Annotated in this window: 12 protein-coding genes and 1 tRNA gene; 4 read left to right on the forward strand and 9 right to left on the reverse strand. The window is 52.6% G+C overall.

What is annotated here, in order from left to right:
• The first annotated feature begins 185 nt into the window (after positions 1-185).
• Entirely contained in the window at positions 186-1,181 is a 996-nt protein-coding gene (locus OZX73_RS01190; protein ID WP_277149877.1) for a class C sortase, read from the forward strand.
• 111 nt (positions 1,182-1,292) lie between these two features.
• Here the strand turns inward: OZX73_RS01190 and OZX73_RS01195 are convergent.
• Both OZX73_RS01195 and OZX73_RS01200 read right to left on the reverse strand, forming a co-directional pair.
• A tRNA-Ser gene (locus OZX73_RS01195) sits at positions 1,293-1,377 on the reverse strand.
• A gap of 383 nt (positions 1,378-1,760) precedes the next feature.
• Complete coding sequence (locus OZX73_RS01200) at positions 1,761-2,162, reverse strand: glycerophosphodiester phosphodiesterase (protein WP_277149879.1); 402 nt, start codon at positions 2,160-2,162, stop codon at positions 1,761-1,763.
• A 693-nt stretch (positions 2,163-2,855) separates the two neighbouring features.
• On the opposite strand from OZX73_RS01200, the gene OZX73_RS01205 reads away from it, so the two are divergent.
• Positions 2,856-4,646, forward strand: coding sequence for a GH25 family lysozyme (locus OZX73_RS01205; protein WP_277149882.1), 1,791 nt, complete (start codon positions 2,856-2,858; stop codon positions 4,644-4,646).
• Positions 4,647-5,264: 618 nt separating this feature from the next.
• Positions 5,265-6,593 (forward strand): DUF2142 domain-containing protein, encoded by a 1,329-nt coding sequence (locus tag OZX73_RS01210; RefSeq protein WP_277149884.1) that lies wholly within the window; start codon positions 5,265-5,267, stop codon positions 6,591-6,593.
• Between the two features lie 87 nt (positions 6,594-6,680).
• On the opposite strand, the gene rfbA is transcribed toward OZX73_RS01210, so the two are convergent.
• From rfbA to OZX73_RS01245, 7 genes are all read right to left on the reverse strand, one after another.
• A complete protein-coding gene (rfbA, locus tag OZX73_RS01215) occupies positions 6,681-7,568 on the reverse strand; it encodes a glucose-1-phosphate thymidylyltransferase RfbA (RefSeq protein ID WP_277149886.1) in 888 nt (295 codons plus the stop codon).
• A gap of 9 nt (positions 7,569-7,577) precedes the next feature.
• Positions 7,578-9,026 carry a bifunctional dTDP-4-dehydrorhamnose 3,5-epimerase family protein/NAD(P)-dependent oxidoreductase gene (locus OZX73_RS01220; protein WP_277149888.1) on the reverse strand — a complete coding sequence of 483 codons (1,449 nt, stop codon included), beginning with the start codon at positions 9,024-9,026 and terminating at the stop codon, positions 7,578-7,580.
• A gap of 81 nt (positions 9,027-9,107) precedes the next feature.
• Positions 9,108-10,127: a dTDP-glucose 4,6-dehydratase gene (rfbB, locus tag OZX73_RS01225; RefSeq protein ID WP_277149890.1), complete on the reverse strand. Its 1,020-nt coding sequence runs from the start codon at positions 10,125-10,127 to the stop codon at positions 9,108-9,110.
• Positions 10,128-10,218: 91 nt separating this feature from the next.
• On the reverse strand, positions 10,219-11,385 hold the full coding sequence (locus OZX73_RS01230; protein WP_277149892.1) for an acyltransferase: 1,167 nt from the start codon (positions 11,383-11,385) through the stop codon (positions 10,219-10,221).
• Positions 11,386-11,445: 60 nt separating this feature from the next.
• The gene (locus OZX73_RS01235; protein ID WP_348519457.1) at positions 11,446-12,525 is read right to left on the reverse strand and encodes an acyltransferase family protein; all 1,080 of its coding nucleotides are present in this window, start codon (positions 12,523-12,525) and stop codon (positions 11,446-11,448) included.
• Positions 12,526-12,640: 115 nt separating this feature from the next.
• Positions 12,641-13,405: an ABC transporter ATP-binding protein gene (locus OZX73_RS01240; protein WP_277149897.1), complete on the reverse strand. Its 765-nt coding sequence runs from the start codon at positions 13,403-13,405 to the stop codon at positions 12,641-12,643.
• Position 13,406: 1 nt separating this feature from the next.
• A complete protein-coding gene (locus OZX73_RS01245; protein ID WP_277149899.1) occupies positions 13,407-14,270 on the reverse strand; it encodes an ABC transporter permease in 864 nt (287 codons plus the stop codon).
• 165 nt (positions 14,271-14,435) lie between these two features.
• Here OZX73_RS01245 and OZX73_RS01250 point away from each other — a divergent pair, with 165 nt between their 5' ends.
• Positions 14,436-15,272 (forward strand): NAD(P)-dependent oxidoreductase, encoded by an 837-nt coding sequence (locus OZX73_RS01250; protein WP_277149901.1) that lies wholly within the window; start codon positions 14,436-14,438, stop codon positions 15,270-15,272.
• Positions 15,273-15,289 lie beyond the last annotated feature (17 nt).

The following is a 15,289-nucleotide window of genomic DNA, read 5'->3' on the forward strand; positions in this document are numbered from 1 at the left end:
GTTGACTGCCATATAGCGTCGATAATCGGCTGATTGCCGATACCGATTGCCGGTACTGACTGCCAACAGCGCAATGATGAGGGATGATTCCGCAACAGGTCTCATCCCTCGTCCTTTTCCATCGTTTGTTTCACGTAATAAGCGTAAAAGCTACAGATAAACAGGTAATAAGGTATGGGGGCGCCGTGGATTTCGAGACGATTTTGCGCGACAGAAGTAGCGGAATAAGCGGTTCCCGCAGGACGGTCATTCTCATCGTCGACGTGTTGCTGGTCTGCTGCGCCACGGCGCTTATCGTGGCCATCGCGTGGTTCCCGACGGCCTGGGCGATCCAGTCGTATCGGCAGGGCCGGCTCGTCGACGATTCGGTGAGCCGCGTCGATCGCTGGCCTCAGGGCAAGGTCGTCGACGAATACCGCCAGGCGCAGGCCTATAACCGACGTATAGCGGATTCCGGCCAGAAGTCATTGGGGGAGTTCGTCGATCCGTTCGCGGCCTCCGACAAATCACCAAAGACGAAAACCCGCAGCGAGAACGACCAGGAGTATCAAAGTCTTTTGAACGTCGGAGACGAGGTGATGGGCAATGTCCGTATCCCCAAGATCTCGGTGAACATGCCGATCTACCACGGCACTTCCGACGACGCATTGCTCCACGGCGCCGGCCATCTTTACGGCACGAGCCTGCCGGTCGGCGGCCCGTCCACGAACGCCGTCCTGAGCGGCCACCGCGGCCTGAGCAGCGCCCTGTTGTTCACGCGCCTCAACGAACTCAAGCGCGGCGACATCTTCTACGTCCAGACGCTCGGCCGTACGATGGGCTACCGCGTCACCGGCATCCACGTCATCGACCCGCAGGACACCCACCTCTACCGCGTCGTGCCGGGCCGCGACCTGGTGACGCTGATGACCTGCACCCCCTACGCCATCAACACCCAGCGCCTCATCGTCACCGGCACCCGCCAGCCCATTCCCGACCCGATTCCCGAGCCGAGCCACGCCAAAGGCGATCCCATGCTGATCGCCGTAATCGTTGCCTTAACGGTTCTATTTGCAAACGTGATTGCCGTTATTGTCCTGCGTCGGCATCCGATTCCGGCACGTCACAGTTTCATTGGTCCTGCGGTGCGTCGGTCAAGACAACCCTCGCGCCCCATTAGCCCGGAAGATATCCTCTATTAGCTCTTGAGGGCATGGCTAAAAACCACACCCTTTCTCCACCGTTTTCCCCACTGTTTTTAAGGCACAAAAATTCCCGGAAACCTTGGTATTTCGCGGTTTCCGGGACACTCGCGGAGAATACGAGATTCGAACTCGTGAGGCTGTTACACCAACACGCTTTCCAAGCGTGCGCCATAGACCACTAGGCGAATTCTCCAGCATGTACGTCAATAAGCCTAACAAGCAGACAAATCAACACACAACTTATATAAGATACCATGAGCCCCCGAGCTTCGCAAGCAATTTCGCGTCGGCGTGGCGGTTCGCTGATATTGCGGGCTAGCGTTAAAAAAGTGCGCTTTATGAAACACAGCATGCACTTTTCTGACGTAAACGTACGAAAAGCGCATCGTGACTGGTGTTAACCGCACTTTTTAACGCTGGCGCTGCAAATCGGGCAAGTACGGGGGGGGCTGTAGCCACTCATTCCTCGGTTTTCGATTGGTTGAGAAACACGACAACGCCATGCCCGCTGAAACCCTCCAAAGGAAGGTATGCCAGCAAACATGGCGTCGTCGCGTTCGTAAGGATTAGTTACTCTCAGTCTTCCTTGAACTTGATGTCGAAGTTGCGCTCATAGTGCAGGAACATCGTGGCGCCGTAGCGGTCGACGTCGCGGTGGGTGAAGAGCATGCGGATCGCAAACGCGGTCTGCGCGTCGTAGGGCAGCGCCTTGAACGCCGCGTGCGCATCCCAGTTTGGCGGTGCTATGGCCCTGTCGGGCACGTAGGCGTAACCATAACCGTCCTCGTCAACGTAACCCATGAACGGCAGATCCCACGCGTTGTGGCTGGTGAGTTCCTTCTTGAAATCCTCGACCTTGGCGAGGGCGTCGTCTCCGATGCCGAATTTTCTGGCGACCTTGTTAGCGGCCGCGGTTTTCTCGGCTGCGGTTTCCCCGTAAAGCGCCGGATCGACGACGATGGTCTTGTCATCTGCCATGATGCATTCCTCCTTATCGGCTTTTTGCCGATGGATGACGTGCCGTTTTGTTCGTTGGATGTTATATCGAACATCCTTTTCGCAAGAACAACTCGTTCGGATATTTCCGACACTTTGCTGTGCCGACCCACTTAGTTTAGCACACGAACGAAGTAAAGAGCGCTACATTTCTGTAGAATTCACCACTATCGCGAATATTCGTTTTTATTCCGACAAAATCAATTTCGTTACTGAGTTTTAATAGTGAGATGATGATAAATAGAACATAAAAAATGTTCGTTTTTGTCATGGTGGTATCGGAATTTCATGTCATGAAAATCAACGAAAGCCAAGAACGGGAAAGTGTTCGCGACTCGTATCAGAAACACACCATGGAACCAAGCCCGATATTCAACCCTGGCAGCCCGGCGTAATGCGAATGTGCTGATTTCCGGCGGTTTGTAATAAAGTGTCATGATTTCGCCAATGTTTTGAAGTAAAAGCAGGCATTTTGTGCGTATGCCATTATCATGACAATAGATTGGATGAGAAAGCGTTCCAATAAAAGGATGCTGGCTGGTTCATTGAACGGAAGAGTATGTACTGAGAATACGGCAAATATGGATGACTATTTAGAACAGATTCCGTCAAAAATCTTAAGAAACCTTACGGGTCAACATAGTGTTGATAGCAAGCGGTGCAAAGGAAATGAAGATGAAGCACAAGTTGTGGAATAAAGTAGTCGGAATTACCACAAAAGTTGGGACGGTGTTGGTCGCTTCGGCGTTGGGTGTGACGTTCAGCGCCGTACCTGCAACTGCGGCGACGGATACGAATCTGAGTGATTTCAATAACTCTGTTGAAGATTCCGCAGCTTCACAAGTAAGGGGTGGAGCCGTCAAGACCATTGGCAATCAGGCAGTGGCATCGGCATCGGACGCTTCCGAGGACGCCATGCCGGACAATTCAAGTCAGAAATTGCCGGATAAGGTGAGCTCGGCCATTCCTGATAATGCGATGGTGGTTTCAAAGGATCTTGCCACTACTGCAGATGGCCAAATCAAGAACATCGAAACAGGAGCGCCTGTTACTGATCCAAAACTTGTGGGTACTGCGGACCAGCAGCCCGACCCCTTGACAAAAACGAATGGCATGCGTTTTATCCCAGTCGAGGCTGGCAAAGTCAAGGAAGCCGTCGCTGCAAATGGTGGTGACGTGCAAGCGAGCACAGCTTCGTCGAACGCTTCCGCTTCCAAAGCGACCACGACTGGCACTGTGCGCAATGCTGCGTTGCAAAACAATCAATATGGTGCTTATTGGGGCAGCTACAATGGCACCCAGGCGTTCTTTGAACGCGGCGGTAACCTCTTTGCGCAGCAGGCCAAAGGCGTGGTCGATGTCTCCGAGCATCAAGGCTATATCAATTGGGACGCAGCAAAGAATTCCGGGGTCGAAGGCGCCATCATACGTGTTGCGTTTGGTTGGGGAAATCGTTTAGATTATCAAGCGGCGCGTAATGTCAATGAATGCAAGCGATTGGGCATTCCATTCGGGGTTTATTTTTATTCATATGCGTATGATTATGACACCGCAACCCAGGAAGGCTTTGACGCGGTCAACAAACTGCGGCAACTTGGCATCAACCCTGGTGATTTGAGCTATCCGGTTTACTATGATCTTGAGAATTGGAGTTGGACTGGCCATACGCCGCCCACAAATCCATGGGTTTATGACAGCATGGTCAGCACTTGGTATTGGTGCCTGCAGCATTTTGGCTATAACAACCTTTCGGTGTACTCCTATACCTATTATCTGAATACGGCGTTGAACACGGGAAATATTCGTTCCAAGACCCGGTGGGTGGCGAGTTATGGCGCACGTACTAATTTCGGTTATTCCACCAATGACCGTGGTTGGCAGTACGCCGACAACGGCTGGGTCAATGGCATCGGCAACGTCGATCTCAATGCTTTCGGGAATAGAACCTATCAGAGTTCTGTGGGTATCGTTACTTTCCCGAATCAGGAGATGGTCGGCGTTTGTGGAGTGGTAGCCGGTCCCCATCGAAATGTGGAGTATCAGTGGATGGCCTACAATCTTTCTACGAACACGTGGAAAGCCATAGCGTGGTGGCAGGATTCCAATTGCGCGGAATGGCGAGACAATGCAGGAGATTATTGGTTGCATTTGGATGTGCGTGACAAGCAGACGCACAATTCCATCGGCAACCAGACGCTTCCCACCCATTACAAGCTCAATGCGTCCATTAACGGGATATATCTCGGTTGGCAGGGTGACCAGATGTTGCTCGGCGCGGCTTCCAACGATTCGCAAGGCAAATACGTCATTAAGTTATATGATGAAAATGCTCAGAGATGGTTTACGGCCTTCTATAGCCAATGGGCCTTGTGGCGGCCATATCATGGCAGGTTCTGGGCTCGCTATGAGCTTTACACTTCTGACGGAAGATTCGTGGATACCAGGACATACAATTTTAGCGTGTGAGCAAGGAGCTTTCATCTCGTTTTTTTCGAGGGCCGTACGCCAAGTACTCGGCTCAAAATATGATGGGAGGATCTTGATGAAGGTCTGTCTCTATCCTGCATATTGCTTGCCATGGTGAATATGCTCATCAGAATGAGCCTGCATTAGACAATGTTTATTCATTCTAGGAATTTCAAATGGGGATGCATTATCGGAAAGAATTTGTATCCCCAAAGTTTTGTTCGGGTGGAAGAGTTTTTTAAGCTTTGCCCAGAACGCGCTTTTGATGTATTGCGTTCTTCTGACATGGATTGATGTTTGCCTGCCCAAGAACGCATAATTACTGACCCTTGTTTATTGCAATGTCGCGTTTTGCCCGATTGGAGGTGTCCGTTTCAAAGTGGATTCGGCATCATAGTGGTGCCATCTGTTGATGAATTAAACATCAGAAACTTCGTTGAAAAGCAGGTGAGACGGTGGCATTGTACATGTCCTTGCTTGAAACCAAACTAAAAATGATGGTTTAGGCGCGGGTGTGCTTGGTAATCAAGAAAGTGCATAGTCCATCGGGCTTTATTGATTTGGCCAGCAGGTGGATAGATTTCAAGAGCTGGACGATTTGAAAGAGGAATCGGTAGGATGAGGATGAACGTTGGGAGAGGTTTGTCTCGAATATCTCTTGCGTGCAAGAACTTTTGGAATTTTCTGCGGGAAAAAATAGGTGATGTCGCACTTTTCTATTTGGGTTTCACTATTCTTTTCGGTACGATTCTTATCCTTTTCGATAAGAGACGTTCTTGGCCTGACCAGATACCTCATTGGCAAAGGCTCTATCAGATTGCCCATGGGCACATGCTCGCTCAGCCAAGCCCCAACGGCGATGGAACATTTGGCGGGTATATGGGGAATGGGCATTATGTTCCCTTCAGCAACACCGCGGTCAATACCCCATTCGCTTATTTCCCTGGTTTGCTGGGCTTCGGACACGTGCGTCTGGCGGCGTTCTCGACTTTGGTTATTTGTGCCTGCCTCATCGCTGTCGCGATTCGTATGTCAGGGATTTACGAACTGGTCTTTTGCGGTGTCTCGATGCTGCCGATTGTGTTCCTTTCGATATGCTGGCCTGGCGCAGATGCGGTAACCAGCGCTTTTTCCTTGCTTTTTGTTAGTTGTGTTTTGAGGATGCTGCAGGAAAAGGACGCTCCGTTCAAATTCGTGCCTTTGCTGCTGCTCCTGTCGTTGACCCTCGGCTTGATAAAAGTGACTTGCGTCGTCCTCGTGCTGCTGGCTTGGTTGTTACCCCTATATTCGCGGCATAAGGACAAGAAAAAGATGGTTGTGGTCGCGCTGGTGGCGACGTTATGCACGGCCATTGTGGCTTTGATTTGGGTCGTCCTGACATCCGGGATTTCTCCAAGCACCAATTCGGCGATTGATTTAGCACGATATACGCAAGTGAAGAAGGATATTATACGGCATCCCTTGTTGATGATACGTAGTTTCCTGCTGTCCTTTGTCCAGCCAATTAATTTGACCGGGGATCAATATGATATTGAGCGCAATATGCAGTTGTTTGCTGGCACCGGACCGCAGACCATGCTTCCGGCAAGCATCATGCTTCCGAGTTTGGTGGCTTGTGCAATTCTTATACTTTTAGGTATCCGAAAACAAGTGATGACAGCCAAGGGAAGACTGTTGGTCTTGGTGGTCACGGTGATTTTCTTCGCGCTGACAGCCGCTGGTGTATTGGCAAACCAAGGTTTCGCCTCGCCTTTGGGCAAGGGCATCTCTGGCTTGCAAAGTAGATATTACATCCCTATCTATGTGCCCCTGATTCTTTTGGCGCCAAGTCTTGGAATAGCCTTTGACTCGAAGAAAGCCCTCAGAGTTACAAAGCTATTTGTGGTGGGGTTGCTTGTGGCGGGCTACTCGCTGCTGCTCCTAGGCCATTGTCTCTCCTTTTCCTAAATGATGATTTTTGTGGTGAGTAATTGCCCTTAACAACGCAGTGGGCGGACCGGTTGTGTTCGGTCCGCCCACTAGATTCGTTTCAGACTACAGGTTTGACATGATGATTTTGTTTTCGGCAACTTGCAGCAGATGCTGGCCGTAAGGGCTCTTGCCGTACTTGTGCGCGGCTTCGAGCAGTTGGTCACGGCTGATCCAGTTGTTCTCGTAAGCGATTTCCTCGAGCACCGCGATCGGCAGACCTTGCGCGCGCTCGACAGTGCGCACGAATTCCCCAGCCTCGTAAAGCGAGTCCATGGTGCCGGTGTCGAGCCAGGCGTAGCCGCGGCTCAGCGTCAGCACGTTCAGGGAGCCGTCTTCCAGATACAGCTTATTGAGGTCGGTGATTTCCAGCTCACCTCGTGCGGAAGGCCGCACTTGCTTGGCGAAATCGACCACGCGGTCATCGTAGAAATACAGGCCGGTAACAGCGTAATTCGAGGCCGGGTGCTCCGGCTTCTCGACGATACTCACCGCCTTGTGGTCCTTGTTGAACTCCACCACGCCGTAGCGCTCCGGATCGTCGACGTAGTAGCCGAACACGGAAGCGCCATGCTTGACGCTTACGGCGCGCTTGAGCACCTGGCTCAGGCCGTTGCCGTAGAAGATGTTGTCGCCGAGCACCAACGCGCAGGAATCTCCGTCGATGAAGTCCTCGCCGATGATGAACGCCTGGGCGAGCCCATCGGGGCTTGGTTGCACCTTATAGGAAAGATTCAGCCCGAACTGGCTGCCATCGCCGAGCAAGCGCTCGAAATTAGGCAGGTCCTTTGGCGTGGAAATCACCAGGATGTCCCGAATCCCGGCGAGCATGAGTACGCTCATCGGGTAGTAAATCATCGGCTTGTTATAGACCGGCAGCAGCTGTTTCGAGGTCACTGTGGTCAACGGATAAAGACGTGTGCCCGAACCTCCGGCGAGAATAATACCCTTCATAACGTCCCCTTAGTCCTGATTACGTTTGTGGTCGGAAAGATAGCTCTCCAGGAGCTGTTCCCAATCCGCAGGCTCGAAACCGGTCGCGCGAATCTTGGAAAGGTCCAGTGCGCAGTGATGTGGGCGCTTGGAACCGCCGGTTTGGGCTGCGTAGGTGTCCACGGAATTCGCATCGATGTATTTGGTGTCCACGCCTTCCAGTTCAAAGATTTTCGCGGCGATATCGTACCAGGAGGCCACGCGGCCGGAACCGGTGAGATTGTAGGTGCCATAATCGCAGCTGGAATCGAGCAGGTGGAAGATGCCTTCGACCAAGTCGCCCACGAAGGTCAGACGGCCGCTTTGGTCGTTGGGAGCCTGTGCGGTCTGCCTTTGCGTTTCGGCGGCCTGCTCGGCGAGGCCGAGCATACGGGTCACGAAGTTCTTGCCGTCGCCGACGATCCAACTGGAGCGGACGATGTAATGGCGGGGAACTGTCGAGACGATGGCATCCGCCGCGGCTTTGGTTTCACCATAGACGCCCAAGGGCGCGAAGCCTTCGGTTTCGGTGTGCTGTTCGGCGGTTCCATCGAACACATAATCGCTGGAGATGTGGACCAGGGTGATGCCATGTTCCGTGGACACCTTGGCGAGGTTGGCCACGCCGTTGACGTTTGTGTTCCAGGCGGCCTTGCGACCGGCTGGGCTTTCGGCCTTGTCGACGGCGGTGAAGGCCGCGGTGTTGATGATGGTGCCGTAGAGGTCCCAGTCGTAGTTCTCATACGCGGCCGAATCGGTGATGTCAAAGGTGTCGGAATCGACGAATTCGAAGCTGTCGAGATGATGCGCCTCGACGTAGTTGCGGATGGCGTGGCCGACTTGGCCGTTGCATCCGGTGACCAGCGTGCGCTTGGGGGCCATGGGCTTGGCGTCCTTGAGCATGGGGTGGCGCAGATCCGCCTCGCTGCGCTCGCTCTGATCCAGCGGAATCGGCCAGTCAATATGCAGGTCCGGGTCGGCGAGGTTGACGAACGTGTAGGTCTTCTTCTGCTCGAGCGACCAGTGCGCGTTTACCAGGTATGTGTAGACCGTGCCGTCCTGCAAGGCCTGGAAGCTGTTGCCCACGCCACGGGGAACGTAGATCGCGCGCGAGGGGTCAAGACGGGTCGTATAGACCTGCCCGAAGCTTTCGCCCGGACGCAGGTCGACCCATGCGCCAAAGATCTCGCCGGCGGCGATGGAGATGTACTTGTCCCAAGGCTCGGCGTGGATGCCGCGGGTGACGCCCTTCTTGTCGTTGTAGCTGATGTTATTCTGCACCGGCCCGAAGTCCGGCAGGCCGAGCGCGGTCATCTTGGCGCGCTGCCAGTTCTCCTTGAACCAGCCGCGGTTGTCGCCGTGCACCGGCAGGTCGAACACCAAAAGCCCCGGGATGTTCGTCTTGGTGACCTTGAGGTCCTTCTCGAATTCAAATGCCATTTCTAGCCTCGTTTGCGTTTACGTGATTGCCGTGTTATTCAAGACAAAGCGCGCCACACTTTGCGGGCGGCGCGCACAGGATCACTGGCCTTGCTTCTTGTACTTGGCCTCGGTGGCCGCCTTGGCGGGCCTCCACCAGTCCTCGTTGTCCGTGTACCACTGGATGGTCTGCTTCAAACCGGATTCGAAATCGGTGTGCTTCGGCTTCCACCCCAGCTCGGTCATGAGCTTGGTCGGGTCGATCGCGTAGCGGCGATCATGGCCGGGGCGGTCGCGCACCCAGTCGAACGCGTCCTCGGGCTGACCCATCACGCGCAGGATGTCGTGCAAGACGTCGAGGTTGTTGCGTTCGCCATTGGCGCCGATCAGGTAGGTCTCGCCGATTCTGCCCTTGGTCAGGATCGCCCAGACCGCACTGGAATGGTCTTCGGTATGGATCCAGTCGCGCACGTTGAGGCCGTTGCCGTAAAGCTTCGGGCGCACGCCGTCAAGGATGTTGGTGACCTGGCGGGGAATGAACTTCTCCACATGCTGGTATGGGCCGTAGTTATTGGAACAGTTCGAGATTGTCGTGCGCAGGCCGTAGGTGCGGTGCCAGGCGCGCACGAGCATGTCGGCGCTGGCCTTGCTGGATGAATACGGCGAGGACGGGCGGTACGGGGACTCCGGCGTGAAACGATGTGGGTCGTCGAGCGCGAGGTCGCCATAGACCTCGTCGGTGCTGATCTGGTGGTAGCGCACATCGTACTTGCGCGCCGCCTCCAACAGGCGATAGGTGCCCACGATGTTGGACTGGATGAACGGCTCCGGGTCGGCGATCGAGTTGTCGTTGTGCGACTCAGCCGCATAATGCACGATGGCGTCGTGGCCGGGCACGATCTTGTCGAGCAGGTCGGCGTCGCAGATGTTGCCGTGCACGAACTCGACCTGATTCTCAGGCAATCCGGCGATGTTCTCGATGTTGCCGGCGTAGGTCAGCGCGTCGAGCACGGTGACATGCGTCTCAGGATGGTTCTTCGCCACCCAGCGCACGAAGTTCGACCCGATGAACCCGCATCCGCCGGTCACGATGATGTTCTTAGGCATAAATTCTTCAGTCATGGTCACCATTCTACTTTGTTATGTGAACTGTGAGTGTGTCTGATGAATAATTACAAGGTTCAGACACAATATCACCGTCGAGAAGTTTTCTCTATCGAGATGTGTTCGTTGGTTTGATGTCACTGATTTGGGTTGATTGATTCTTTCTATTTAAAAATTTGGTTGCGTGGTCCCAAATCAAGTCGAACCATTGACCCTTGTTCCTATCCACTGTGAATTTGAATATGACTGATTTAACTACGTCCAACAGAACACAAACTATGCAAAGGAATAGAACCACTCCGATTGGATAAAAAATGGACATAACTCTGCTGTGGTAATAGGGCTCGTAATTAAATACCGTTCCCCATATCCAATCTCGGATTGGTACGAATTCAGTGATGAGATAGATGGCGAAGACGTGTGAGGCGATCCAGTTGATGATTTTGCTGTGGAAATGGAGATGTGAGAAGAGAATAAACCATCCGAACGCCTGCACAAGAATACCGAGGTTCAGCATTTTAGGAAATATGAAGGCCGAAGCTGTCTGGGGGAAGACCGTGGTTGCTGTGGCTTCTTGGACACCGATAATGGCATAACCGAAAATCAGACAAGCCAAACCAATCCAGTTCGAAGGCAGCTGCTCGTGATACCAACGTATGTAGCACAAGAGCACCAGTAAACACAGCATCTGAAACAGGTCGTCGTTGATCATGAAATTATTCAGGCCGGGAATGTCGCCCATGATTGGACCGATAAAGAGGATTAGGCAGGTTAATGCGAAATGTTGGCGTTGGGTGAGGGCTTCAAGCCCCCTGACCAACATTGGCAGCAGCAGGAGGATAAGGACATATATTGTCGCGTACCACCAGTGATAGCTCAACAGCGGCAGGAATATTTCCAAGACAAGAGCCAGGCTCAGTGGTGTGAGTTTGAACATTAGGCATGCGATGCCGAGGACGATGGACCAGAAAAACAGCGTACGTTCCAGAATCCATGAACGTTTTGCCGTGCTCCGGAACGAGATTTGACGGTGTGGCTTGCACAAGAACCAAATTGAGATGGCGAAGAACAGGTCAACGCCAACTCGTCCCTCTGTAGCTAAGAAGGTCTGGATAAGAACTCTTTTCCGGCCTATAGGTTGTTGGGGAAGAGGAAATTTATTAAAGAAAAAGAAATGATGCATGATGATCATCACCATGGCCACAATGCGGAGCAATTCCAAGTTGGATTGTCGCGATCCTTGTTTGTGCGTTGCAGTTCCTGTCTCTTCCCTCACCTCGTGCCTCCCTTAGCCGGCTTGTCGGTTCGATAGATATTATATGGGAATCGTCTCTATTTAGCCGAGATTTTGCTTTCGCGACTGAGCTGTGTTGGACGTTTCAGAAGCTTTATATATTTTTGTCCAAAGCAATTCAAACCAGTGACCTTTGCGATGATCGATGGTTAGTTTGAAAATAGCTGATTTCATGATATCAAGCAAAATACAGATAATACTGATGAATAGCGTCACTGTTATCGGGTAGATCATGGACATCAAGCCGTGATAATAGGGGCCATAGTCGAATATGGTACCCCACAACCAGTTTCGAATGGGAATGAATTCGGTGATGAGGTAAATGGCGAACACGTGTGAGGCGATCCAGTTGATGAACCGGCTGGAAAAATGTAAATGTGAAGCCAAAGTGAACCAGCCAAAGGTTTCCACCAAGATGCCCAAGTCCATCATCTCGTAGATTTGGAACCCGGCATGTGCTTCCAAACCTACAATTGCATAGCCAACTACAAGGCAGGCCAAACCAGTGAGGATGTTGGGGAATTGTTCGTGATACCACCGAAGATAGGTGACGAATACCATGAGGCAAAGAAACGCGAGAGGGCCGCTTTCCACCATCTGATGATAGAAACCGGGTATCACTCCCAGAATCGGGCCAAAGAAAAGAAGGATGACGCAAAGGTAAAAATGTTGCCTTTGGTTTAGACAGCTGATGCCTTGGTTGATGAATGGCAGCAATAACAGGATGATGATATACGAGGTGGCGTATCCCCAGTCACAGGTTGCAGTAGGGAAAATAGCATTAAGCACAGTTTGTAGCGTCACCGGTACCATTCGGGTATATGCACAAGCAATTGTCAAGATAAGAGACCAGAACAACAGGGTGCGCTCCAGAATCCACGCACGCCTGGCTGAATCGTGGAACCGGATTCGGCGATTCGGTTTGCAGAGAAACCAGACGGATATGGCGAAGAATATGTCAACGCCGACCCTGCCTTGACTTCCGAAAAACGTTTTGAGGACGATTCTTTTGAGTCCCATTGGCTGTTGATCGAGGGAGAATTTGTTGTAGTAGAAGAAGTGGCATAGAACAATCATCATCATGGAAATGATGCGGAGCAGCTCGAAATTCGATTGGCGCATCGTCCGTTTGGGTTGGTCTGAATCGCCCCTTGGTAAACCTTGCAATTTTCCCTCTATTGTTTTAGCGTCGCTTCTTTTCCTGATGGGAATTGTCTATGGCGATTTTGATCGACCGCTAAAGGTTCTGGCGCATCACGTTGAAGGCTTCTTCCGGCTCGCCATCGAAGATGACATGGGAGTGGGCGAGGACGATGCAACGCTGGCAAAGCTCCTTGATCTGGCCCTCGCTATGGGAGACAATGACCATGGTCTGACCAAGTTTCTGCTGTTCCTTAAGACGTGTGATGCACTTCTTCTGGAACGCTTCATCTCCGACGGCGAGAATCTCGTCAATCAGGAAAATATCAGGATTGCTGTAGACTGCGACGGCGAATGCAAGGCGAAGGAACATGCCTGAGGAATAGAACTTGACCTCGGTGTCCATGAACGATTCGATGCCGCTGAAGGCGACGATGTCATCGTATCGTTCGTCGATTTCCTCTTCGGAAAGTCCGAGAATGGCGCCGTTGAGGTAGACGTTTTCACGGCCCGTCAAATCCTGGGCAAAGCCAGCGCCCACTTCGATGAGACCCGCGAGGCGGCCACGGATTAGGACATCGCCTGAATCGGGCTGCATCACTCCGGAGATCATTTTCAGCATGGTCGATTTGCCGGATCCATTGGCGCCGATGAGGCCGACCGTCTCACCTTTGTCGATGTCGAAAGAGATGTCGTCAAGAGCGTGGAAGAGCTCAATCTGAGGACGCTTCTTCTTCGGGGTGAACAGTTTGACAATCGATTCTTTGATTGATTTATTGGCCCGCAGAGAGAAATGTTTGCTGACGTCATCGACTCGGATGGCGACGTCTTCGGGAAGGGTTAACCGTTTTGGTGATTTCATATTAAAGCTCCTGTGCAAAACGGCCTTCGAGATGCTTGAAGGTCAATTCTCCGACTGCAAGACAGAACAATGAGACGAGCAGACTCACTCCGAGCCTCATAACCCAGGAACCGGAGAACTGGAAAGCTCGATCGGTGGCGCCCCACCAGAAACCGCGGTGGAATGCCTCCACACAAACAGCGATCGGATCTGCGAAATATAATTCCAACAGCCACTTCGGCACATGTGCCGCGACCATGGTCCAAGGATAGAAGCAAGGAGCTGCCCATGGCGCAATCATTGCCACCAAATCGGTGATGTTCTCGGCGTCCCGATAGAACACGTTGATTGATCCGAAAAACAGACCCAGGCCAAATGCGAAACAGCACAATGCGAAAAAGCCGACGAAAGCGATGATGAGTCCCTTGATGTCGGGGATCCAACCTGTGAACGCCGCTCCCAGCAAAAGAATCACGAGCTGCGGGAAGAAGTGAACGAAGGCGACGCGCAGCGATGCTAGGGGGAACAGTTCCCTGGGCAGATAGATTTTCTGGATAAGACCTGAATTGCTGAGAATTGAACGGGTGCAATTGCCGAATGCCTCAGTGAAGAAGTTGGTGACGATGACGGCGGCGAACAGATAGACCGGATAGACCTGAAGGTTGCCGGAACGTCCCATGCCCATGAAAATGCCCATGGCGACATAGAAAACCAAGAACTGCGTAAGCGGCTTGATGTATGTCCAGACCATTCCAAGCCACGAACCGCGGTAACGGATGCGGACTTCCTTTTTGACCAGCAGCTTGAGCAGATATCGGTATTGGAGTACGCCAAAAAGCCCTTTACTGGTTCCGGGGCGTGAGATGACATCAGACTTTGTGCTCATCGTGACCTTTCGTCCTGTTCTTCACACCGCCAACGCGGCGCTCAAACAAGTTAAGTTTAGACTTTACCATAGAGATAGAAATCGAAACATGATGAGTTTGTGAAAACTGTGTCATTATGTTTCGTTCCCTGCCAACGTTATGGAGCACTGATAAACTTGCTATTCATGGCTAGAAGAATATTGGTAACTGGAGCCGGGGGCTATATCGGCCGGCATGTGGTAAAGGCTCTGCTGGATCGCGGGCAAGAGGTTATCGCCGCTGACCGGCATCCTAATGATTTGGATCCGCGGGCCAAGCAGGTGGCGATCGACCTGTTCGCGCCCGATGATGATTTGTTCGAGAAGTTGGGAAGCCCGGACGTTTGCCTGCACATGGCGTGGCGCGACGGCTTCAAGCACAACTCCGATGCGCACATGGGTGATCTGTCCGGCCATTACCGCTTCATCAAGCAGATGCTCGACAGCGGCCTGAAGCAGATCGCCGTGATGGGCACGATGCACGAGGTCGGTTATTGGGAAGGCGCAATCGACGAGAACACGCCCTGCAACCCAGCTTCGATGTACGGCATCGCCAAGAACGCGTTGCGTGCCGCGACTCTGCAGCTGGCCGACGAATATGATGCCGTCGCCCAATGGATCCGCGCATATTACATTGTAGGCGACGACCTGCGTGGCAGCTCGATTTTCTCCAAGCTGCTTCAGGCCGCGCAGGATGGCAAGAAGACCTTCCCGTTCACCATGGGCAAGAACAAGTACGATTTCATCAATGTCGACGTGTTGGCCGAGCAGATCGCCGCCGTCGTCTCGCAGGACAAGATCAACGGGATCATCAACTGCTGCAGCGGCAAGCCCGTTTCCCTGGCTGATCGCGTTGAGCGTTATATCAAGGAAAACAATCTCGACATCAAGCTTGAATACGGCGCCTTCCCGGATCGTCCGTACGATTCACCGGCCGTTTGGGGCGACGATACTAAGATCCGTCAGATCCTTGATAAGGCATAGCGAAGGGATTGATGGAG

This window comes from Bifidobacterium sp. ESL0775, from assembly GCF_029395475.1.
GTDB lineage: Bacteria > Actinomycetota > Actinomycetes > Actinomycetales > Bifidobacteriaceae > Bifidobacterium.